19 protein-coding genes are annotated in these 22,266 nt (G+C 71.9%); 8 read left to right on the forward strand and 11 right to left on the reverse strand.

What is annotated here, in order from left to right:
• Positions 1-13: 13 nt before the first annotated feature.
• Positions 14-1,543: an MFS transporter gene (locus IH54_RS0118750; RefSeq protein ID WP_234343612.1), complete on the reverse strand. Its 1,530-nt coding sequence runs from the start codon at positions 1,541-1,543 to the stop codon at positions 14-16.
• 122 nt (positions 1,544-1,665) lie between these two features.
• On the opposite strand from IH54_RS0118750, the gene IH54_RS0118755 reads away from it, so the two are divergent.
• Entirely contained in the window at positions 1,666-2,031 is a 366-nt protein-coding gene (locus IH54_RS0118755) for a winged helix-turn-helix transcriptional regulator (protein WP_031518220.1), read from the forward strand.
• A 253-nt stretch (positions 2,032-2,284) separates the two neighbouring features.
• Here the strand turns inward: IH54_RS0118755 and IH54_RS0118760 are convergent, their stop codons facing one another.
• Complete coding sequence (locus tag IH54_RS0118760; RefSeq protein WP_031518221.1) at positions 2,285-2,929, reverse strand: gamma carbonic anhydrase family protein; 645 nt, start codon at positions 2,927-2,929, stop codon at positions 2,285-2,287.
• A gap of 294 nt (positions 2,930-3,223) precedes the next feature.
• Between IH54_RS0118760 and IH54_RS0118765 the strand changes: the two genes are divergently transcribed.
• From IH54_RS0118765 to IH54_RS0118775, 3 genes are all read left to right on the forward strand, one after another.
• Positions 3,224-4,486: an MFS transporter gene (locus IH54_RS0118765; RefSeq protein ID WP_031518222.1), complete on the forward strand. Its 1,263-nt coding sequence runs from the start codon at positions 3,224-3,226 to the stop codon at positions 4,484-4,486.
• A 112-nt stretch (positions 4,487-4,598) separates the two neighbouring features.
• A complete protein-coding gene (locus IH54_RS0118770; protein ID WP_031518223.1) occupies positions 4,599-5,309 on the forward strand; it encodes an MOSC domain-containing protein in 711 nt (236 codons plus the stop codon).
• 218 nt (positions 5,310-5,527) lie between these two features.
• Positions 5,528-6,100 (forward strand): DinB family protein, encoded by a 573-nt coding sequence (locus IH54_RS0118775; RefSeq protein ID WP_031518224.1) that lies wholly within the window; start codon positions 5,528-5,530, stop codon positions 6,098-6,100.
• Positions 6,101-6,243: 143 nt separating this feature from the next.
• On the opposite strand, the gene IH54_RS0118780 is transcribed toward IH54_RS0118775, so the two are convergent.
• Complete coding sequence (locus IH54_RS0118780; RefSeq protein WP_052397606.1) at positions 6,244-7,605, reverse strand: cation:proton antiporter; 1,362 nt, start codon at positions 7,603-7,605, stop codon at positions 6,244-6,246.
• 506 nt (positions 7,606-8,111) lie between these two features.
• Here IH54_RS0118780 and IH54_RS0118785 point away from each other — a divergent pair.
• The gene (locus tag IH54_RS0118785; protein ID WP_031518226.1) at positions 8,112-8,795 is read left to right on the forward strand and encodes a pentapeptide repeat-containing protein; all 684 of its coding nucleotides are present in this window, start codon (positions 8,112-8,114) and stop codon (positions 8,793-8,795) included.
• A gap of 18 nt (positions 8,796-8,813) precedes the next feature.
• Here the strand turns inward: IH54_RS0118785 and IH54_RS0118790 are convergent, their stop codons facing one another.
• Positions 8,814-9,503 carry a DUF6215 domain-containing protein gene (locus IH54_RS0118790; protein ID WP_043181481.1) on the reverse strand — a complete coding sequence of 230 codons (690 nt, stop codon included), beginning with the start codon at positions 9,501-9,503 and terminating at the stop codon, positions 8,814-8,816.
• 137 nt (positions 9,504-9,640) lie between these two features.
• Between IH54_RS0118790 and IH54_RS0118795 the strand changes: the two genes are divergently transcribed.
• Positions 9,641-10,297 (forward strand): phosphotransferase, encoded by a 657-nt coding sequence (locus tag IH54_RS0118795; RefSeq protein WP_031518228.1) that lies wholly within the window; start codon positions 9,641-9,643, stop codon positions 10,295-10,297.
• Here the strand turns inward: IH54_RS0118795 and IH54_RS0118800 are convergent.
• Positions 10,288-11,349: a hypothetical protein gene (locus tag IH54_RS0118800; protein WP_052397608.1), complete on the reverse strand. Its 1,062-nt coding sequence runs from the start codon at positions 11,347-11,349 to the stop codon at positions 10,288-10,290. The two genes, IH54_RS0118795 and IH54_RS0118800, sit on opposite strands and share 10 nt — an antisense overlap.
• Before the next feature lie 297 nt (positions 11,350-11,646).
• Between IH54_RS0118800 and IH54_RS0118805 the strand changes: the two genes are divergently transcribed.
• Positions 11,647-13,323 carry an esterase-like activity of phytase family protein gene (locus IH54_RS0118805; protein ID WP_052397609.1) on the forward strand — a complete coding sequence of 559 codons (1,677 nt, stop codon included), beginning with the start codon at positions 11,647-11,649 and terminating at the stop codon, positions 13,321-13,323.
• Positions 13,324-13,382: 59 nt separating this feature from the next.
• On the opposite strand, the gene IH54_RS0118810 is transcribed toward IH54_RS0118805, so the two are convergent.
• From IH54_RS0118810 to IH54_RS0118820, 3 genes are all read right to left on the reverse strand, one after another.
• Positions 13,383-15,608, reverse strand: coding sequence for a hypothetical protein (locus IH54_RS0118810; protein ID WP_159011942.1), 2,226 nt, complete (start codon positions 15,606-15,608; stop codon positions 13,383-13,385).
• 271 nt (positions 15,609-15,879) lie between these two features.
• The gene (locus IH54_RS0118815) at positions 15,880-16,683 is read right to left on the reverse strand and encodes a DUF6928 family protein (protein ID WP_052397611.1); all 804 of its coding nucleotides are present in this window, start codon (positions 16,681-16,683) and stop codon (positions 15,880-15,882) included.
• Between the two features lie 129 nt (positions 16,684-16,812).
• A complete protein-coding gene (locus tag IH54_RS0118820; protein ID WP_031518233.1) occupies positions 16,813-18,402 on the reverse strand; it encodes a Na+/H+ antiporter in 1,590 nt (529 codons plus the stop codon).
• Positions 18,403-18,646: 244 nt separating this feature from the next.
• Between IH54_RS0118820 and IH54_RS0118825 the strand changes: the two genes are divergently transcribed.
• Positions 18,647-19,396, forward strand: a complete 750-nt coding sequence (locus tag IH54_RS0118825; protein WP_031518234.1) for a class I SAM-dependent methyltransferase — start codon at positions 18,647-18,649, stop codon at positions 19,394-19,396.
• A 12-nt stretch (positions 19,397-19,408) separates the two neighbouring features.
• On the opposite strand, the gene IH54_RS0118830 is transcribed toward IH54_RS0118825, so the two are convergent.
• The 3 genes from IH54_RS0118830 to IH54_RS0118840 form a co-directional block, all read right to left on the reverse strand.
• Complete coding sequence (locus IH54_RS0118830; protein WP_052397621.1) at positions 19,409-20,377, reverse strand: bile acid:sodium symporter family protein; 969 nt, start codon at positions 20,375-20,377, stop codon at positions 19,409-19,411.
• A gap of 415 nt (positions 20,378-20,792) precedes the next feature.
• Positions 20,793-21,290 (reverse strand): hypothetical protein, encoded by a 498-nt coding sequence (locus tag IH54_RS39945; RefSeq protein WP_043181484.1) that lies wholly within the window; start codon positions 21,288-21,290, stop codon positions 20,793-20,795.
• A gap of 14 nt (positions 21,291-21,304) precedes the next feature.
• A complete protein-coding gene (locus IH54_RS0118840) occupies positions 21,305-22,198 on the reverse strand; it encodes an isocitrate lyase/PEP mutase family protein (RefSeq protein ID WP_031518237.1) in 894 nt (297 codons plus the stop codon).
• Positions 22,199-22,266: the final 68 nt, after the last annotated feature.

Below are 22,266 nucleotides of genomic sequence, written 5' to 3' on the forward strand. Positions count from 1 at the left end.
GTCCCTGACCGCTCTATGGCTTCTCCGGCGGGCGCAACACAACGGCTGCGGCGGCAGCCGTGGCGATCAGGCCGACGGAGGCGATGACCAGCACGGTGGTGAAGCCCTGACCATAGGCCTCTCGTGCCGTACGCAGCAGTTCCTGCGCGGTTTCGGACGGGAGGCCGGCGGCAACATTTTCGGCGCTGGAGAGCGATTCACCGACCGCTGCCCGCTGGGCCGGATCGAGATCTGACAGTGGGGGCAGACCGGTCCGGTACACGGCGCCAAGGACGCTGCCCAGGACGGCGACACCGAGGCCGGCGCCGAGTTCGAAGGAGGTCTCCTGGATCGCGGCCGCCTCCCCCGAGCGCTCCGGCTGGGCGGCGCCCATGATGGAGTCGGCACCGAGTGTCATCACGATGCCGGCACCGTATCCCGCGCCGAGCAGCGGGAGGAGCAGCACGCCGTAGTGGCCGGTGTCGCCGGTGGTGGCCATGGCGGAAAGGGCGGTGGCGAATAGGACGAGTGCTCCGGTGAGCGCCCACCGGTTGCCCCATCGGCTCGAGATCCCGGGTGCGGTGATCGCGCCGATGGCGTTGGCGGCCGCGAGGGGCATCAGAGCGAGTCCGGCGCGCGGGGGTGTGTACTCACCCACCTGCTGCAGCCACTGGGTGAGGAAGAACAGCAGGGCGACGTAGGAGCCGAAGCAGCCGATCACGCACAGGGTGGCGGTGGTGAAGCGACGCTCGCTGAAGAGGGAGAAGTCGAGGAGCGGCTCGTCGATGCGTCGCTGGCGGCGTGCGAAACGGTGGAGCAGGAAGCTCCCGATGGCGGCCGCAGTGAGAATGGGCCGGTTCACGCCCGCGTGTTCGCCGGCCTGCTTGAGCGCGTAGACCACGCAGGCCAGGCCGATGACGGACAGCGCCACGCTTGCCAGGTCCCAGCGGCGGGGGACGGGATTCTTCGACTCGGGAATGACTCTGCCACCGACGGCGAGCAGGACGACGACGATCGGAACGTTGATCAGGAAGACCGCACCCCAGCCCCATCGCGCGGTGACCAGACCGCCGACCAGCGGGCCGATCGTGGCGCCGACACTGTGGGCGGAAGTCCAGATCCCGATGGCGAAGGCGCGCTCGCGGTCGTCGGTGAAGACGACCCTGATGATCGCCACTGTGGATGCCATGATCATGGCGGCGCCGATTCCGAGCGCGGCCCGCGCCGCGATGAGCTGCGCCGTCGAGGTGGAGAAGGCCGCCGCCGCCGAGGCCAGTCCGAAAACGGCGAACCCGCTGAGCACCATGCGGCGCCGACCGAGGCGGTCGCCGAGCGTGCCGCAGGTGACGAGCAGGGCCGCGAGCGTGAGCGAGTAGACATCGACAATCCACAGCAGTCCCGAGGGCGTGGGATTGAGTTCCCGGCTCATGCTGGGCACGGCGACGTGCAGCACGGTGAGGTCGATGCCGCACAGCAGCAGGCTTCCCGACACCACGGCAAGCACCAGCCACCGCCGTTTGGACGGGGCCTGAGAAGGCCCCGTGTTTTCCGTCTTGCCGGTCACCCGCACCGGTGACGGTGCCTCCCTTTTTGACATACGCTCAACTTCAGGGAGAACCAATGCTCCTGACAAGTACGGTCTTTGATGTTCCCTAGGCACATTCTGTATACCAATGGAGGTCAGCAGTGCGTTCTGGCGTCGAGGACGTTCCGGAGGAATGTGCGGTCGAGTTCGCCATGGAAATACTCGGGGGTCGTTGGAAGCTGGCCGTGCTCAAACAGCTGGTCTCGGGCACTCACCGGTTCGGTGAACTGAGGCGCGCGCTGCCGGGTGTCACCTCGCGCATGCTGACCCGCCAGCTGCGGGAACTGGAGGCCGACGGCCTGGTGACACGCACCGTGTATGCCGAGGTGCCGCCGAGGGTCGAGTACGCACTCACCGAGGTCGGGCACAGCTTGGAGTCCATTACCGACGAGCTGGATAAATGGGGCCGCTGGTACCGCGAGACGATACGCCGCGAGGCACCCTTCGACCTTCGTCCCACGGCGTGATCCGGCGCGAAGGCCGAGGGAACCGGCGTCACAGCGTCGTGCACATCTCCTTGTGGGCGAGGCGCGGTGCCCGCGTCCGCGCGTCCCCCGGATCGGGCCGACACGTCCACGCCGGACGGGTAGACAAGCATGCGAAGCCTCTGGTGGAGACGGTTCTCTTGGTCGAAAACCCATCTGTCGGGGGCTTCACTTCGTTGTCACCCCAACTGTGCAGCATCAGCAGGTTGGAAAAGGCTCATTGGCCCATGAGGCGTCATTGGCCGAGATTCAGAACCTCGTCGTCCGCGTGCGTGCCGAACTCGGCGACGCGCACCTCCGCAATGTGCTCGTACCGGTTGATCCGGTCGGTCCACTCCGCGTCGACGCCGAACGCCACTTGCGCGAAGCCCACCTGCCCGATGGCCTCGGCAAGGCCGGGATCGCCAGGGGCCAGCAGCCGCACCGGCGCGTCAAGCGCCACGGTGTGCGGCGGCACGAAGTACTCGTCCGGCAGAACGGTGCGCGCATGGACGAGCGCGCCGACAGCGACAACCGAGCCGGCCCCCAACCGTGCGCGCTGCAGGACCGTCGCCGCGGTCGCCACGTAGACGCATCTGCCGACCTCGCAGCCCAGCAGCGTGGCGTGCGGCCCCACGAAGACGTGGTCGCCGACAAGCACCGGCTGATCGCCGGCGACCGCAGACCCGCGCAACACCGCGTTCTCGCAGATCACCGCCGCCTCTCCGACCTCGATCCGAGACCCCTCGGCATCGAGCACCGCACCGTACATCACCCGCGCCCTCGGCCCCACGCGGACATCACCGACCAGCGTGGCCGTCGGGGCGATGTAAGCGGTGGGATGGACCTGCGGTTCATGCCCGCGATGCCGGATGCGGATTCCCTGCGGTTCAGCGATCATGAGCGGATTCTCGCCCGACCGACCACGAGCATGCTGGCAGATTTCCGACATCGCGTTCGCCGAGACATGTGCCATCCGCGATCTGCGGCACTACATGACGACCGGGACCGGCTCGCGTGATCGTGTCACGAGCTCTACGGGAGTACAGGTCGGACCGGCCTGGTCGAGCGGGCACGCGTGGGTGATCTGCCGGGGAGCGGCCCGGCAATGTACGGCGGTGCTAGTGTCGATCCGTTTCCCACCCGCCGTCCGGGCATCCTCGGATCACGGGGGGAACGTGACGGAGCGCGCACGATGACTGCCGAGGAACAGACCGCGGCGCATGCGACACCGACGGCTGCCGGCCCGGTCCGGGACGGCTCGACCGCACCAGAGGATCCAGGCGGACCGGGGAAGTCCGGACGGTGGCCGGCCACAGCGGTCTTCTTTCTCAACGGGCTCACGCTGTCGACGTATGTCGTCCGGCTGGCATCGCTGAAGAGCAAGCACCATCTGAGCGACGGGCAACTCGGGCTCATCGGCATGGTTTTCGCCGTGGCGGCCATCGCCTCCATGCAGGGCGTGGGCCCCCTGGCGGCGCGGATCGGGACGCGGCCGGTGCTGCGCACCTCGCTCGTCGTCATGCCCGTGCTGCTGGCGCTTGTCGGCCTGGTGGGCGGAGTTGCCGAACTCGTGGTGGTCGTCATGGCGCTCGGCGCCGTGCACGGCGCCACCGACGCGGCCATGAACACGCACGCCGTCACCGTCCAACAGCGCGTCGGACGTCCCATACTCAACGGCTGCCACGCCGCATGGAGCATCAGCGCGGTCGTGGCCTCACTCGCCACGGCTGCCCTGGAACGTGCGGGCGTCTCGTTCGCCACGCACCTCGCCGTAGCCGCCGCCGTGCTCATGGCGGGAGGGCTGCTGCTGGGACGGCTGTTGGTGGAGACCGGCACGCGCGACCGCGCCCCCACGTCCATGCCCGCACAGCGCCACCGAGGCCGACGCGGAGGCTGGAGCCGCCAGGTCGTGGCACTCGGCCTGACGGGCACCGCGCTGATGGTCTGCGAAGGCGCCGCCCTCGGGTGGAGCGCGATCTTCCTCCACGACTCCCGGGGCGCGTCACTCGGCCTCGCGGCGACGGCCGTGACCGCCTACACCGGCGCTCAGGCGGTCGGCCGGGTGATCGGCGACCGCTTGACCCTCCGCTACAGCGCCCCTGCCCTTTTCCGTACCGGCGGCCTCGTCGCGGCATGCGGCCTGGCGACGGCGCTGCTTTCGCCGAACCCGGCCACGGCCATCGGCGGGTTCGCGGTCGCGGGCGCGGGCGCCTCGGTCCTGATACCGCTGGCCTACAGCGCGGCCGGGCAGGCAGAGGCGGACGGCCCGGAAGCCGCCGCGCTCATCTCCCGATTCACCACCTTCACCTACGCGGGGATCCTGTTCGGCCCCGCCGTGATCGGCTGGGCCGCCGAGTTCGCCGGCCTGACCTGGACGCTCGCCGCGCTGATCCCCGTGCTGTGCGGTGTCGCACTCCTGCGCCCACTGCCGAGCCGCCCACAGCACAACCGGTGACGAGCGTCGGGACGAGCGTCTCGTCCGCCCACCAACCGCTGGGGCCGTCGGCCCGGGTCTGTACGGTTCGCTGCACAGAGTCGGGTCCTGGGCGTGCGCTAGCCTCGGCCCGGTGGCGAACGTCGTGGGCACGATCGAGCAGCTGTGGCGGTACCCGATCAAGTCGACCGGCGGCGAGAAGCTCAGGAGCGTCGAGGTCGACGCGCGGGGCGTCAGGGGCGACCGGCTGTTCGCAGTCCGCGATGCGGAGGGCAAGTTCGGTTCCGGGAAGAGCACCCGGCGTTTCAGGCGCATGGATGGCCTCCTGCACCTGAGCTCCCGCTACACGGACGATGCCGACGAGCCGGAACTGATGGACCAGCACGGCCGACCTGTAGCCGACGCCACGGCTTTCGTTCGCGCCTACCTCGGCCGAGACGACGTCGAGGTGGCCCGCGAGGGCGATGTCTCGCACTTTGACCAACTGCCGCTCAGCATCCTGACCACTGCCACCCTCGACTGGGTCCGCCGGGCAGTACCGGACGTGCCCATCGACGAACGTCGGTTCCGGCCGAACATCCTCGTGCGCACCCCGCCCGGCACTCCACCGTTCGTCGAGGACGACTGGTTCGGACGCAAGGCCCGTATCGGAGGCACCCTGCGCATTGAACTCGTGCGCTCCAGCGAGCGTTGCGTGATGACCAACCAGGCGCAGCAGGACCTGCCCCACTCGCCGCTGGTCCTCAAAGCCATCGCTGCGGCGCACGACAACCGGCTCGACGCGCTCGCCAGGGTGGTCGACGCCGGGCAAGCCCGGCTGGGGGATGCTCTCGCACTCGAATAGCGATGCGGCGCGGGAGCGCCCTCGCCCGGCGGCCACCGATCGCTTCGGAACAACTCGTCCAGCGTGCCTCGGCGCACCCTCGCGGCGAACGGCACGTCCGTCACCCACCTCCCGGGCAGCCGACAGGCACCGGCCGCGGTTGACCGGGGCGGGCGGGCCGTCCATCCTGATCAACCCCACCGCCCGCCGCGGAACGACCTGCCCCGGAGCTGACCGACATGGCTGACGTGAACGCGCCCGACCCCGTCACCCGCGACGTTCTCGCGGTCTTCGAGAACGTGCGGTTCCGGCTGTTCGAGCGGCTGGAGGGCCTGACCGACGCGGAGTACCTCTGGGAGCCGGTCGACGGCTGCGTCAGCATCCGGCCCGGCGACGACGGGGTCTTCCGCGTCGCCACGCTGTTCCCGGAGTCGGGTCCGGACGAACCGGATCCCTTCACGACGATCGCCTGGCGCATCTGGCACATCGGCAACCTCTGCCTGCGCGGCTACGTGATCCACTTCTTCGAGGACGTTCCCGCGCTCGGCGACCGCCACGAGTGGCCGGGCACCGCGAAGGAGGGCGTCCGGGCGCTGGCCGAGGACTGGGAGCACTTCGTCTCCCGTGTCGCGGCCCTCGGCGACGAGCGGCTCCTGGCGCCGATCGGCATGGGCCCCGGCGGTTGGGCCGACGAGACCTATCTGAAGCTCGCGCTGCACGCCCTGAAAGAGGTCACCCATCACGGCGGCGAGATCGGCCTGCTGCGGGACCTGTACCTGCGCGACCCGCGCGACCTGCCCGGAGGCGCCTGATCCGGTGGTGGGCGGCCTCTTCCGGCGGCCGGGGCGCGGACGGCATCGCGCGCCGGTACGGAGGGCGTCGCGCGCCGGTACGGAGGGCGTCGCGCGCCGGTACGGAGGGCGGGCCCCCGTACCGGCGCGGTGGAAGGGCCTGGTCAGCCGTGGGAGCCGGGTTCGGCCTTCTGGGCGGCGGGCTCCTCCGCCGGAGGGGCCGGGTCCGGGGTGCGGGCGGGGGGCGGGACCTCGACGCCCGCGCTCGCGAGGACGCCGGAGCGCGGGAGCAGCGGGCCCGCCAGCGCCGTGGTCACGAGGGCCATGATCACCATCATGGTGAACATCTGGCTGTCCAGGACGCCCAGTTGGACGGCCACGTTGAGGATGATCAGCTCGGTCAGGCCGCGGGTGTTCATCAGCAGGCCGAGCGCGCGCGACTCCGTCCACGACAGGCCGAAGACGCGGGCCGGGCCGATCGCGCCGAGGAGTTTGCCGAGGCAGGCGACGGCGACGATGGCCAGCAGCTCGACGTACTGGCGGCCGCCGAGTCCGTTGATGTCGACGCCGAGGCCGGTGACGATGAAGAAGACCGGCAGCAGCACCGTACTGACGTTGTCCAGCGGCTTGCGCAGGTGCTCGGTCAGCTCGCGGGCGGGCTCGCGCGGCATGATGAAGCCGAAGAGGAACGCGCCGAAGATCGCGTGGATGCCGATCCAGGTCGTGGCGTAGGCGGAGAGGAAAGCACCCGAGGCGAGCATCACCAGCAGCTCGCGCCATTTGCGGCGGGCGGCGAAGAAGCCCACCAGGCGGGCCAGCGCGGGCTTGATCACGAAGAACATCAGCGCGACGTAGACGGCGCTCAGCGACAGCACCTGCGCGAGGTCGCGCGGGCTGCCCGAGGTCACCAGCGCGGAGACGTACGCGAGCATGCACCACGCGAGGATGTCGTCCACGGCGGCGCTGGCCAGCGCCAGCGTGCCCACCCGGGTGTGGCCGAGGTTGCGGTCGGTGATGATGCGGGCGAGCACCGGGAAGGCGGTCACGGACATCGCGGCGCCCATGAAGGTGGAGAAGGTGGTGAAGGAGATGTGGTGCCCGGCCACGGTGTTGTGGTGCGGGTAGAGGAAGACGGCGACGAGCACGCCGAGCCCGAAGGCACACGCGATCGACGACATCGACACGGCCGCGGCGAGCCCACGGTGCGGACGCAGGATGCGCTTCTCGAACTCCCACCCCACCATGAACATGAAGAGGGCGAGCCCGACTTGCGACACCGCGGAAAGCATCGGGCGCGAATCGACGGGGAAGAGTTTGTGCGTCAGGTCGCCGGGGAACTGCCCGAGAACGCTCGGCCCGAGAACGATACCGGCGAGCACCTCGGCCATGACGACGGGCTGCCGAAACCGCGGCGCAATGCCGCCGAGGGCGAGGCCGACCAGCAGCACGAAGGCGATACCGGCCATCATGATGGCGATTTGTAAATCGGCGTGCGGGGCGAGCGAATGCAGCGCGACGTTCGTCATGTGAGCGGATCTCCTCAGGAGGCCGCCGAACCGCGCGGGCCGCGCGGCTCCGGCGGGAGCGGTCACAGCGGTCGTGATGCCCACCAGGCGCTACGGGCAGCCTGGTTGAGAACACAAGGGACGGGCGCGGCGGCGTGCGGGCACGCGCTGGCCTAAATGTGGCGCCAGGACACTGGGCGAGGATGACTGTCCTCCGGACCTCTCCGGAGGCAGCGAGTGTAATTTGCCAGAGGCGCGGGCGTCTACGATTACCCGGGCAGGGGAAATTCCCCCGGACGACGGCGGATTCACGCCAGAGCGGACACCGCAGGCCGGAACGGGTGCGTGTGAGGTGTTATCCCGCGTTTCATGAATTCCTCACACCCGACGGTGAATTCATCACATCGAGCGGATGAATCCACCCGGCGGCCCGGCCGTCCCGCCATCCCGTAGAAGTCGTGAACGATGGCATCCGGACCCTCCCGGCCCCGGCCACCCCCGACCTGACGCACCCAAGGAACACCCCCGTGGACACCCGCCGCTTCGGCGCGATCACCGTGACCTTGCCGAACCTGGACTCGTTCGGCGCCACCCTGACCGACGTCCCCCACCTCGGCACCACCCACGATGCGATCGAGGCCTTCCGGTACGCCGACGAGCGGCTACGCGATCTCGACCTGACGGCTACGCGCTTGGTCGGCGGCCGACTCGAAGGTGTCCGGGCCGACCGCGTGCGACTTGACGAGGCGCGCCTCCACGCGGTCGAGTTCACCAACTGCACCTTCGACGCCCTGCGCTGCGCGCGCGGCAAGTTCAGCCGCGTGCTCTTCCGCGACTGCACGCTCATCGGCGCCGCCTTCGAGGAGTGCACCTTCGACAACGTGCTCTTCGAGGGCTGCCGCCTCGACTACGCCACCGTGGCCGGGGCCCGCGCCACCGGCCCCCTCGTCTTCACCGGATCCTCCCTCAGCGAGGCCGAGTTGACCGGCAACGAGTTTGCCGGGGAAACCGCTGTCCACCACTGCACCCTGCACCGGACTGCCTTCCGGAGCGGCAACTACCGCGGGACCGATCTGCGGGGGAGCGGGCTGGACGCGCTGGTCGGGGGCGCGAACCTGACCGGCGCCGTCGTCAGCTCCGGTCAGGAGCCGCAGCTCGCGCGGGCGGTGCTGGCCGACCTCGGGCTCAGCGTCTCCGGGGAGGAGGTGTGAGCGGGGAGGGTTCGCGGGTCAGGTGGTCGTCCAGCCCGGGAGGGTGGGGAGGAGGGAATCGGCGACGCGGAGGAGGGTGGTGTCGTCCGGCGGGGAGGCGCCGTCGGTGCGCCAGAGGGTGAGTTCGAAGGATTTGCCGGAGCCCGCGGGGTCCATGGACACGGACAGGACGGTCGACGGGGCGCCGGGCGCGGATCCGCCGGAGCCGGAGCCGAGGCTGATCCTGATCGCGCGATCCGCGTAGGAGACCGCGGGGTGGCCCAGGACGGTACGCTGCCGCGCGTCCGCGCCGAAGATCTTCACCACCTGGGCCATCGGGAGGTTGTGGTACGTGGCGGCCAGGTTCACGGTCCAGGTCGGGAACGAGACCTGGGCGTAGGGGCCGGACAGGCCCTTGTCGTCGGTCGGCGGCGTGCTCCCGCTGGTCGTCGTGGACTTCGCCTCCTCCCCCGGCGTGCCCAGTAGTTCGGCCAGGTTGGGGACGTACAGCAGCTCGCACAGCTGCGTCCCGGACAGGTAGGGGGAGCCCTTCGCCGTCGGCTTGTCGTGCGAGCACGTCACGGCCGGGGACGATCTCGCGCCGTCGTCGGGGTGCGTGTGCCGGAAGATGAGCAGGGCGGCGCCGAGCCCCCCGATGAGCACCACCGCCGTGATGGCCTGACCCCAAGCGCCCGCGCCTTTCGGCCGAGCCTGATTCTCCCCGGACATGTCCCCCGCCTGCGACAATTCTTGATATGCGGCGGAGGGACACTAACCTTTGCCCGCCGGGCGCACAAGCGTTCCCCTGCGAGGAGTTTTGGGCCCCGATCGGGCGGCGGCGCAAGGGAGTTGGCAGACTCCCCCGCATGGACCTGATCGCGAAGGGCCGCGAGGCGGACGTGTACGCCGTGGGCGAGGGGTGGGTGCTGCGCCGCTTCCGGGACGGGGGCCGCTCCACCGCGCAGGAGGCGCGCATCCTGCGGTGGCTGACCGCCGCGGGCTACCCCGTACCCGTCGTGCACGCAACGGACGGGGCCGACCTCGTCATGGAGCGGCTGCACGGCCCCACCATGGCCGAGGCGCTGCGCGAGCACCCGTGGCGGGCGGCGGAGTACGGGGCGGTACTCGGGGGGCTGCACCGCGAGCTGCACGAGCTGCGGGCGCCGGAGTGGCTGCCGCCTCTCGGGGAGGACGGCGCCGGTGACGCCCGGGTGCTGCACCTCGACCTGCATCCGGAGAACGTGCTCCTCACCGCGGACGGCCCGCGCGTCATCGACTGGTCCAACGCGCGGGCCGGGGGGCCCGAGGTCGACGTCGCCATGACGTCGGTGATCCTGCGCTGCCTCGAACTGCCCCTGGCCACACGGCTGGTGCTGCGCACCCTGCTGCGGTCGGCGAACCGCACCGCAGGTGCCGACGTGCGCGCCGGCCTGCCCGCCGCGACCCGCCTCCGCCTCGCCGACCCGACCCTCAGCCCCGCCGAGATCCGCCTCGTGGAGGACCTGCAACGCCGCTACGGCTGAGCGCCCTCCTCGTCGTACGCGTCCGAGTCCGCGTCCTCGTCCGAACCCGTGTCCTCGTCCGCGTCCTCCTCGCCGTCCTCCGCCGCGTACGGGTGGACGAAGCGGTCGTCGGAGAGCGGGGTGAACCAGTCGGCCACGGGGGACGGGGCCGTGGTCGCGTCCAGGCCCGCGGCGAAGTCGCCGAAGGCGGTGCGGACTTCGGCGTCCAGCAGGCCGTAGAGGTCGGCGGTCGCCTCGGCCCGGTCCAGCAGCAGACGCATGAGCAGGCGCTCGGCCGGGCAGGCCGGGGGCGCGGGCAGCGGCTGGGCGAGGCGGCCGGTCATGGTCACCGCGGTCGTGACCAGGCGGCGGACGAAGAGCACGTCGTAATGGCCGGTGTACTCCGCCGGGAGGTCGTCCAGGACGAGGAAGGGATCGCCGCGTCCGGCGCACCCCGGGCCCGTGGGTTCCAGCCGCCCCAGGTCTGCGAACAGCTCGTCGACGAGCAGGTGGACGCCGTAGACAAGGGCGCCCGCGGCGATCTCCGCGGCGCTGCCCGCAGTGTGCGGGAAGGCCCGCAGCTGGGGGGCCATCGCGCGCAGCCTGCGCCGCATCGCGTCGGCCTCCGCACCCGCGCTCCCCGGCGCGTCCGGCCCGCCCGCCGGGTGCGCACGGGCCGCGTGCCGGCGGGCCCGCTCGGCAAGGTCGGACGGCGGAGCGTCCGGGCCGTCCGCGGCGTCCAGGCTCTCCTGGGCGATGCCGTCGTGCAGCTGCACCTCGCACCGGGTGACCACCCAGTGCGCGAGCAGCCCGCTGCGGACGAGCACCTCCGTCACGACGGCGTGCACCGCGTCCTCCGCGGGCTCCAGCCCGGGGGCGTCCACGACGACCTTGAGCAGCGCGCCGCGCGGGTGCCCGGCGATCACCCGGCCGAGGAGGGTGACGCCGGGGCCGTCGGGCCCCAGCGCCTCGAAGTGCCGCTCCAGCAGGCTGACCGCGCCCTCGCACTGCAGCGCGTCCAGCGCGGGCGCACCCGCGGGGATCTCCGCGTCGACCGTCACCGCGTACGTCATGAGGCCGCATCGTTCCTTACGGGCCCACCCCGGGGGACCGGAACGTCTCAACTGGTGGACGCCCACCGGCGACTCTGGTAAAGCGGCGCACCCGCACCCCGCGGGCACGCCACCGCACGCTCGCGGGCACACCACCGCACCCCGCCCGGGCACACCCGCCCCACCGGTCCCCGCAGGGAACACGCACGTCACAGCCACCTCGGGCGGCCCGGCCGGCGCCAAGAACGGTGCTGGTTTCAACCGGGGGTTCACCCTCGGGCGGCGCGGAGTTCACCGGGGAAGGACACCTTCGGGGGCATGACTTCACGATCCCTCCTCGCGCGCAGGCGTACGCGCGTCGCGATGGCGATAGGCGTGGCCGTCGCCGTCGCGGGCGCGGGCACCGCGGCCGCGCAGAGCGCCGGACGGCTCTCCCCGTCGCACGACTTCCGCGCGAGCGCGGACGCGTACTCCACGCACGGCGGCACCGTCTCCGGCGACGTCCTGCGCAACGACTCCGGCGCGACCGCGGTCGTCCGGCACACCGCCCCCGCGCACGGCGCGCTCACGATCGGCGCGGACGGCAGCTTCAGCTACGAGCCTCAGGCCGGCTTCCACGGCACAGACACCTTCACCTACACCACGACCGACGCGGTGGAGCTGTTCGGGGACACCACGGCGAAGGGCACCCCCCTGGCGCCGCTCGCGCAGGTCAAGGGGCCGAACGGCACCACCACGCGGCTGTCCGGCGAGGGCTACGGCTCGTCGCTGACGCCCGTCCCGCACAAGAAGGGCTACTTCTACGGTCTGACGGACCGCGGCCCGAACGCGGATGCCCCCGACGGCAACAAGTCCGAGATGCTGCTGGACTTCACCCCGCAGATCGGCGAGTTCAAGCTCGTGGACGGCAAGGCGGAGCTGGTCGCGCAGGTCACGCTGAAGGGCCCGAAGAGCCTGGGCGGCGTCAAGTACAGCGGTCTGCCGCCGCACGACACCACCGAGGTCATCGACGACGTCGACAAGACCAACGCCAACGGTGGCACCCCCGTGCCCGTGGCGCGCGACGCGTACGGCTACGACTCCGAGGGCCTGGTCGCGCTGCCCGACGGCAGCTTCTGGGTGTCGGACGAGTACGGCCCGTACATCACGCACTTCGACGCCGACGGCTACGAGCTGGGCCGCCTGACGCCGTACCGCGACAGCGTGGACAACGCCGAGCACAAGATCCTCGGCTACCTGCCCGCCGAGCTGGCCCACCGCGCCACCAACAAGGGCATGGAGGGCCTGACCGTCAGCCCCGACGGCCGCACCCTCGTCGGCATCATGCAGTCCGCGCTGCAGCAGCCCGACCTGGGCAGCACGAAGGCCAAGAACGTCGCGCCGACCCGTATCGTCACGGTCGACCTGCGCACCTTCGCCACCAGGCAGTACCTGTACCTGCTGGACGACCCCGACTCCACGGGCGACGCCAACAGCGAGATCACCGCGCTGTCCGGCACGAAGTTCCTGGTCGACGAGCGGGACGGCAACTACCAGCCGTTCGCGAAGAAGACGCTGTACACCGTCGACGTCAACGGCGCCACCGACGTCAGCGGGCTCACCATCGGCGGCAAGTCGCCGGAGGCCTTCGTCGGCAAGGACGGCACGAACGACGCGCTCGCCGCGCTGACCGCCGCGGGCGTGAACGTCGCGCAGAAGCAGCAGACGCTGGACGTCGGCGCGCTGGTCAGCCAACTCGACCCGACCGGCGGCTTCTTCGCGCACGACAAGGTCGAGGGCGTCGCGACGCCGGACGGCGGCAGGACGCTGTACCTGTCGAACGACGACGACTTCGGCATCGACAGCATCGCCGTCGACCCCGACGGTACGTGGACGGTCCACCAGAAGGTCCTGCCGTCGACGGGCGCGGAGGACAGCGGCGAGATCCTCAAGGTCGACACGACCAGGCTGCCGGCCGTGCTGAAGACCGTCACGGTCACGATCACCGTGCGCTGAGGACGGCGTGACGAGGGCCCGGCCGTCGTGACGGCCGGGCCCTCGTGGTTGTCAGAGCCTTACTTGGCGAAGTACAGGTACCGCCACGAGGTGTAGGTCGTCGAGTTCACGTTGTCGCCGGACAGCGTGTCGATGTACGCCGACCTGACGCGCGCCTTGATACCGGACTGGCCCGGTGCGCCGAGGTCGACGGTCACCTTCCCGGACTTGCTGAGCAGGAAGTACTCCGACTCGGGGTACCACTTTCCGGCGTAGTAGACCTGCAGGTCCACGCGCGCGGCGCGTCCGGGGTAGTACGTCATGGACGTCGTGACGTACGGAGCCGTGGACTTGTGGAACCAGTAGTACGTCGTCGAGCCGATCTTGCCCGTCCTGTACTGGTGGGAGATGGCGGTCGAGAGCGAGACCCGGGTGTACACCTTCGCCTCCACCGCGTGGGGAGAGGTGAGCGCGTCTCCCCGGTAGACGACGGTGAAGGTCGTGTCCCGCACCAGCTGGAGGGACGCGGACAGGTCGCCGTGGGAGTTGACCGTGCCCGTCTTCAGGAGCTTCTTGCCCAGGTCCGAGCCGTAGGGGTCGTCCCAGATCTCGACCACGCGGTTCCTGTACGTCGCACCGAGGTGCGCGGTGAAGGTGACCGTGGAGTGGTAGTTGTACGTCTTGCCGGTGTTGCTCAGGGTCAGCGTCGTCGCGTTGCGGGGCACCAGGACGCTGCGGGACGCGCTGACCGCCACGTGCCCTGCGTCGCCCAGGAAGGTGACCTTGTACGTGACCGTGCCGCCGACCGGCGGGACGTCGGTGAAGGCGTACGACCCGTCCGCCTTGAGGGTGGCGGCGACCAGCCCCCTGCCGTTGGGGCTCGCCAGGTCGGTACGGACGACCTGGAGCTTGGTGCCGGCGGCCACCGGTACGGTCGTGGACAGCTTGCCCGTCACCGTGAGGGTCTTGGCGCGGGTGGCGGTCGCCGGGGCGCTCACCGTCAGGGTCGGGACGTTCTTCGTCGGGTCGGTGAGCGGCTTGAGGGTGTAGCTGCTGCCGCTTCCCACGAGCGCGAAGACACGTGAGGAGTCCGGGGCCCACGCCAGGTCGCCGACCGCCCCGCCGACCGCGAACGTGCGGAGCGGCTTGGCGGCGTTCGGCCGGTAGACCGCCACGTTGGTTCCCGTCGCCTGGGCGACCAGCCCGTCGGCGGCGACGTCGGCGAGCTGGCCCCCGGGGTAGACGCTGCCGGCGGTGAACTTCCCGTTCGCGTAGTTGTCCAGCTGCGAGCCGTTGACCAGCACCTGCGAGGAGCCGGGCACCAGGTCGATGTCGGAGATGCCGGAGTTCAGCGTGTAGTCGCCCGCGTACCAGGCAGTGCGCTGCGGGGTGCCGCTGGAGACGTCCACGACGGCCATCGAGTCCGTGGAGATACCGGTCTGGCCGATGACGAGGACGCCCGGGACCGACGGGTTGGTGTCGAGGATCCCCGGACCCCAGATCCCCGAGAACTGCCCGAGCGTCACCGGGTCCACCGGGGTCGGAGTCGTCGTCGGGTCGGGGGTCGGAGTCGCCGTCGGCTCCGGCGTGGAGCTCTCGGACGGCTCGGGTGTAGCCGTGCCGGTCGACTCGGGCGTCGTCGTGTCGGACGGCTCCGGAGTCGCGGACTGCGTCGGGTCCGCGGTCGGGGAGACGCTCGGGTCGGGCGTCGGCGGCTCAGTCGGTTCCGCGGTCGTCGTGTCGGACGGCTCCGGAGTCGCGGACTGCGTCGGGTCCGCGGTCGGGTCGGCCGTCGGAGGCTCCGTCGTGTCCGCGGAGAGCGACCGGGCCGACGAAGGGGCGGCCGTCACGGACGGGTCGACCGACCCCAGGTTGCCGCTCCACTGGTCGCCGTACGTGAACCAGACCTTGCCCGCGGCGAACGCCACGTAGCGCGGGCCCTTGTTGGTGGCGACGGAGTAGCGGGTCTTGACGTCGAGGGTGGCCGCGTCGAGGGCCACGATCTGGTGGGCACCCTCGGAAGCCGCGTAGAGGACGGACCCGTCGTCGGACACCGTCAGGTCGGAGACCCCGCTGATGCCGCTCACCGAGTCGACCAGATTGCCGTTGTAGTCGGTGGCCACGATCTTCCCCGACGAGCGGTCGCCGACGAAGACCTTGTGCAGTGCACCGTCGACGGCGATGCCACCGGGTGAGGTGACAACTGCCGACGCCGCGGTAGCGGAACCCGCTACCGCGATGCTCAGCGCCGCCGAGCTGAATGTGACCGCGAGCGCTGTCGCGGTAGAAATGCTGCGCCTACGCACAGTGATTTCCCCCCACAGGAAAATCCGGTGAACCCGCCGGAGTCGAGAGCGCCGCTCAACCCTCGCGCCATCCTCGGGGAAACCGGGCAGATGTGCGATGTGCGGCTGCTGTGCGCAGCATACGACACGGCTACGACCACGCACACCGCGTATCCCCGAAACGCTGCCGCCGGGCAGGCGGGGGGCTCAGGCCGAGGCCCGGCGGGCGGACGGACGGGCGGACGGGCGGACGGGCGGACGGGCGGACGGGCGGACGGGCGGACGGGCGACGCTACTCGCCGGAGACGGCCTGGACTCCGCCGCCCGCGAACGGCGGGGCGACCTCGGCGAGCGAGCCGTCCGGCTGGAGGCCGTAGAAGCGCGGCGGGGGCATCGACTCGACCAGCCGCCGGATCTCCGCCGCCCGCTCCTCCGGCGTCGGGCCCGCCGGGTCGCGCAAAGCGAAGCCGCGCAGCGGCACCGCCCGCGGGTCGACGTCCGCGGGGGCAGGGCAGCCCTCCACGGTGAAGCCGAAGAGGGCGCGCAGCGCGTCCTCGCCGAGCTGCAGCGGGTGGAAGGGGAGCGAGTAGGCCTCCTCCTCCCCGTCCTCGTCGGGCCACGGCACGACGTCCGCGGGGCGGTCACCGGCCCAGTAGGGGCGCTCGAAGGGCAGCGGCTCGCCGATGTCCTCGGTGATCCCGTCCTCCGGGGAGACGCTCAGGGAGCGCACCAGCACGCCGTCCTCCCACACCGCGAAGGCCAGCCAGTCGACGGCGCTGTGCATGGCGTGCAGCACCAGCCGCCGCCCGCGGCTCGCCTCGACGAGCCGGGCGGGCAGCTGGGAGGGGAAGTCCAGCATCACGCCCTTGTCGCACACCAGGTCCAGCCCGGGCCAACTCCCGGCGAAGGCCGTTCCGTTGGCGGGATAGGTGTCTTCGAGGGTGCCGTCCGCGGCGGGGGTGACCTCCCAGCCCGGGTAGAGCCGCCGCATCAGGGCGTGCGTCCGCTCCCGGTCCGGCTCCCCCGTCGCGACCTGCCGCAGCGCGTCCGGTACGGCCCCGTCGGCGTACCCGAGCAGTCCGGTCTTGGCTCCCACGGTTGTCTCCCCCTGTGCTCGTGCGGTGCGCTGGATGTGATCGTCGTGCGTGATCGTCTTCGGGCCCGCACCGTATCCGGCCGCACTGTCAGTGCCCGAATCCGCCGGTGGGGAGGGGTGGTCGGAGCGTCACGGGCCGCCCAGGGCGGCTTCCTCGCGGTCGAGGTCGAGTTGGAGTCGGCGCCGGGTGGTGTCGCTGATGCGGTGGCCGTCGTAGAGGCGGAGCAATTCTTCGCGTTGGACGATGATGGCCTCCTGGCGGAGCAGGCGGTAGGCCTCGTCGGCAGTGTTTACGTTCCCGTTCCCGTTCCGGTCACCCTTACCGTCACCGTCGGCCCCGGCGGCACGGTCCAGGCGGTCGGCGAAGGCGCGCCGGACGCGGTCGAGGGCGGTCGCGGGCGCGGCCTCCAGCCCGGCGAGCGTGTCGACGTGGGCGAGGGCGGCGCGGCTGAGCGCGTCCCGCGCGGCGGCCTCCTCGCGGGCGGTGTGCTCGGGCTCCAGGGCGAGGCCGGAGCGGCCCACCACCCCGGCGAGCGTCAGCCCCTGCACGACGAGGGTGAGAACGACGACGGCCGTGGTGAGCACCAGGACCAGTGGCCGCCCGGCGAGCGGCGTCCCGTCGTCGGCGGTCAGCGGGATGGACAGCGCGGCGGCGAGCGGCATCACCCCGCGCGTCCCGGCCCACGTCACGACCCCCGCGGCCCGCCACGGCAGCCGCCCCGCCGCCCCGGCCGGCTGCACCCCGCGCGTCAACGGCAGCGTCCACAGCACCCGTACGGCCAGCAGCACCGCGGCGAGCCCGAGCGCCTGCACCGGCCACCACCGGCTGCCCGCGGGCAACTCCTCGACCAGCGCAGGCAGTTCCAGCCCGATGACGCCGAAGACGACGCTCTCCAGCAGAAAAACCACCACGGCGTAGACCGCCTGCACCTGCAGCCGTACGTGCGCGTCGCCCAGTTTGTGCCCGGAGCGCCCCAGCAGCACCCCGGCGACGACGACCGCGGTCACCCCGGACGTATGGGCCGACTCACCGAGCACGTAGGCGGCGTACGGGGTGACGAGCGCGATGACCGTCTCCAGGACGGGGTCGGTGGTACGCCGCCGGATCAGCCGCACCGCCCCCGCGACGGCCCCGCCGACCGCGGCCCCGCCACCGCCCAGCAGCAGGAACTCGCCACCCGCGGCGGGCACGCCCACCGCCGCCCCGCCCGCGGCCACCGCCACGCCCACCGCGACCTTGAACAGCACCAGCGAGGTCGCATCGTTGAACAGGCTCTCCGCCTGCACCAGCACCTGCACCCGCCCCGGCAGCGCGAGCCGACGCCCCAGCGCCGTCACCGCGACCGGATCGGTACTGGCCAGCACCGCCCCCAGCACGAACGCCATCTCCGCCGGGAGCCCCGTCACCGCGACGGCCACGAAGGCGATCGCCGCCGCCGACGCGAAGACCAGCCCCAGCGCGAGCACCGTCACCGGCCGCCACACCGCCTTGAGGTCCCGCAGCGACAGCTCCTCCGCGGACGCGTACAGCAGCGGCGGCAGCACCACCAGCGCGATCGCCTCCGGGGGGAGATCCAGCGCCGGGACCCCCGGCACGAGCGCCACCCCGACCCCGGCCAGCACCAGCACGGACGGCGCCGGCAACTGCCACCTGCGCGCGAACGTCGCGACCACGGTGGCCAGAACGACCAGCAGAAGAACAACCCCTACAGCGTGCACCTTGCGTACGACCCCACGACGACACCGGGCCGACCGCCGCCCTTACGCGACCACCGCACCCACGCCGACCAGGCTTCCCGGCACACCAGGGGTCATTTTATCGGAACCTTGACGCCTCCCTCGGGGATGAGCTCTGCGCTGACGCGCGGGGGTGAGCTTTGCGCTGCCGCGCCGGGTGGCCTTTCGCTGCCGCGCCGGGCGAAATCGAGGTGCCCGGCGGACATGGGCTGCCTAGGGTGACGGGATGGATGCCGCCGACTTCTACACCGGTCTCGTCGCCGACCTCTACGCCCCGCTCAAGTCCTTCTCCCAGAACCCCGAGCCCTACGCCGCCTTCGTCACCGAATCCGGTCTGCCCGCGCTCGAACTGGGCTGCGGCGACGGCGAGCCGCTGCTGGAGCTGCGGCGTCGCGGGCTCGACGTGGACGGCGTCGACTCGTCCGGCGACATGCTCGACCGCCTGCGGTCCGCGGCCGCGCGGGAAGGTCTCGCGGTCTCCGTCTTCCAGCAGCGCATGGAGGAGCTGTCGCTCCCGCGCCGCTACCGGTCCGTCTTCCTCGCCGGGCCGACCTTCACGCTGCTGCCCACCGACGCGCTCGCGCTCGCCGCACTGCGTGCGGTCCGCGCCCATCTCGCCCCGGGCGGCTCGGCCCTCGTCCCGCTCTTCACGCCCGGACCGACACCGGCCGCGGACATCGGCCGCGTACGCTCCACCGCCGGGCCCGACGGCGCCGAGCTGCGCTTCCGCGTCGTCTCCGAGCAGCGGGACGAGGGCGCCCGCACGCAGACGACCCTGCTCCGGTACGAGCGCCTGCTCGGCGCGGAGACGGAGGTCCTGGAGCGGCCGTGGGTCATGCACTGGTATCCCCGGCGGATCTTCACGGACCTCGCCGCGGCGGCGGCCCTCACCGTCGTCTCGGTGACCGACCCGCACGGCGGGGCCGTCCCCGAGGATGCGACCGACGTCCACGTCCGGCTCCGCGCGGCGGACTGACGTACGGACCGCTCACGCCGGAGCCGGCTCCGGGGCGCCCGGCGCAGCCGGGGACGGCGCGGGGCGGCGGGACCAGTGGGTGGCGATCACCGCGCAGACGGCGAGCTGCATCTGGTGGAAGAGCATCAGGGGGAGGATCGCCAGGCCCGCGCGCGGGCCGAAGAGGGCCGCGGCCATGGGCAGGCCCGTGGCCAGGCTCTTCTTCGAGCCGCAGAAGACGATCGCGATGCGGTCCTCCTCGGGGAAGCCGAGGCGGCGGGCGGCGAGGGAGGTCGTGGTGAGGGCGACGGCGAGCATCGCGGCCTCCACCAGGAGGAGGGCGGCCAGGCGCGGGAGGGTCACCTGGTGCCAGATGCCCTCGGACACGCCCTTGCTGAAGGCCGTGTAGACGACCAGCAGGATGGAGACGCGGTCGAGGCGGCCGAGGACGCGCTTGTGGCGGGTGACGAAGCCGCCCGTCCAGCGGCGCAGGAGCTGGCCCGCCAGGAAGGGGGCAACGAGCTGCAGGCCGAGCGCGGCGAGGCCGTCCGCGGAGAAGCGGACGGTGGAGCCGATGAGCCAGGCCGCCAGCAGCGGGGTGAGGAGCATGCCCAGCAGGGTGCTGTACGTGCCCGCGCAGATCGCCGCCGCGACGTTGCCGCGGGCGGTGGAGGTGAAGGCGATCGACGACTGCACGGTGGACGGCACCACGCACAGGAAGAGCAGCCCCGTCGCGAGCTGCGGGCTCAGCAGCGCGGGCGTGGCGGCCGCGCCGACCGCGAGGCCGAGCAGCGGGAAGAGCACGAACGTCGCCGCGACGACGACGGAGTGCAGCCGCCAGCCGCGCAGGCCCTCCACCGCCTCGCGGGCGGAGAGCCTGCTGCCGTAGAGGAAGAAGAGCAGGCCGATCGCGATGTCCGCCGCGTCGCCCGCCGCGACCGCCGCGCCGCCCTCGGCGGGCAGCAGCGCGGCGAGCCCGACCGTACCGGCGAGTGCGGCCATGTACGGGTCGGCCACCCGGCGCACTGCACGCAGGACCCGCCCGGAGGGGCCCCGGCCATCGGGCGCGCGGGAAACCGGACCCGCCGGCCCCCGCGAGCCACCGGACGTACGGGAACCCGGACTTCCCGCTCCCCGTGCGGAAGGACCCCGGCCATCGGGCGCGCCGGAAGCCGGACCCGCCGCCCCCCGCGAGCCACCGGGCACGCCCGAAACCGGACCCGGCGCCCCGCGCGAGGCGCCGGGCGTACGGGAAGCCGGACCCGCCGGCCCGCGCGGGGAAGGGCCCCGGCCGCCGGGCGCGCGGGAAGCCGGACCCGCCGTCCCGAAGCGGGAGTCCGGGCTGTGCGGACCTGCGTGCGGTGGGCCGGAGCCGGGGTCGGGGCTCGGGCCGGGCGGCCGGGGCGGTACGGACACCTCAGTCGTCCCCTTCCGGTTCCTCCGGGGCGGACGCGGGCTTCGCGCCCGGGGCCGGGGGTGCGTGGGTGACGTCGACGTCGCCGCCGTCCCCGTCGTGGTCGCTGCCCGCCGTGCCCTTGCTGCGCAGCATCGTGTTGAGGGTCCTGTCGACCTCCAGCCAGGAGTCGGCGTTGGAGTTGTCGATGATCAGGAGCCCGTTGTTGTCGCCGTGCGTCTGCTCGGGCTGCGAGGGCTCGTCGTCGTCACGGCAGCAAGGGGGCGCGGCCGGGGCGGAGTTCGCGCCGCCCGCATCCGCGTCCGTGCCCGCCGCCGTACCCGTACCCGCCGCCGTACCCGTGCCCTTGCCGCCCGGCGCCGTACCCGAGGCCGCGGACGCCGACGTCCATCCGCCGCCCGCGGCCAGCAGGCCCGCCGCCAGCAGGGAGACGACGCCCGCCCGGTGTGCGGCCGTCCGGCCGGGACCCGCGTGCCGCCGTACGGCGTGCCTGCCGCTCATCGCGCGCGCCCCGCTCAGACGCCGACGGGCACGCCGACCGGCGTGCGGTCGTGCGGGACACCCGACGTGCCGTGGTGGCGGCTGATGTTGCGCTCCAGCAGCTGCGTGGAGGCGGCCACGCCGACCGCGCCCGCGCCGCGCACCTCGGGCAGCCGCCCGTCCGCCGCCTTCAATTCCGTCAGCGCGTTCTCGATCGCCGTGTGCGCGGCGAAGAGGCACGGCGTGCTGTAAATGGCGACGTCCACACCGAGGTCGGTCAGTTCGGTCAGGGACAGCCGCGGCGACTTGCCGCCGCCGATCTGGTTGAAGAGCAGCGGCTTGTCGCCGATCACCTCCCGGATGCGGTGGACCCAGTCGACGCTGCGCACCCCGTCGACGAGCACGACGTCCGCGTCCGTCTCGGCGAGCGCGGCGGCCCGGCGCAGGATGTCGGACTCCTCGGTGGCGTCGGTACGGGCGACGACCAGCAGATCCGTCCGGCTGGCGAGCACCAGTTCCAGCTTCTCCAGGTATTCCTCCAGCGGCAGCGTGAGCTTGCCGTCGGCGTGCCCGCAGCGGCGCGGCCGCTTCTGGTCCTCCAGGATGACGCCGGAAGCCCCCGCCCGCTCCAGCCGCTGCACGACGTGGCAGGCGACCTCCGGGTCCACGTAGCCGTCGTCGATGTCCACGAGCAGGTGGTGCTGCGGGAAGGCCAGCCGCAGCCGTTCGGCGAAGGCGACCATGTCCGGCCAGGCGATGAAGCCGATGTCGGGGAGGCCGTAGTAAGAGGCGGCGAAGCCGAAGCCGGAGACGAAGAATCCGTTGTAGTGCTGAGCGGCGATAGAGGCCGAATACATGTCGTAGACCCCGATGAGCGGGGTGGTCCCGGCGGAGGCGATCTCGTTCCGCAGGACGGTTCCGTACTGCACGCGTTCTCCCTGGCTGGTGATGGTGGTACCTACGAGGCATGGGCAGATGTGCCGCGGGCACGCGCGAA

It is taken from the genome of Streptomyces sp. NRRL F-5123, from assembly GCF_000721495.1.
Lineage (GTDB): Bacteria > Actinomycetota > Actinomycetes > Streptomycetales > Streptomycetaceae > Actinacidiphila.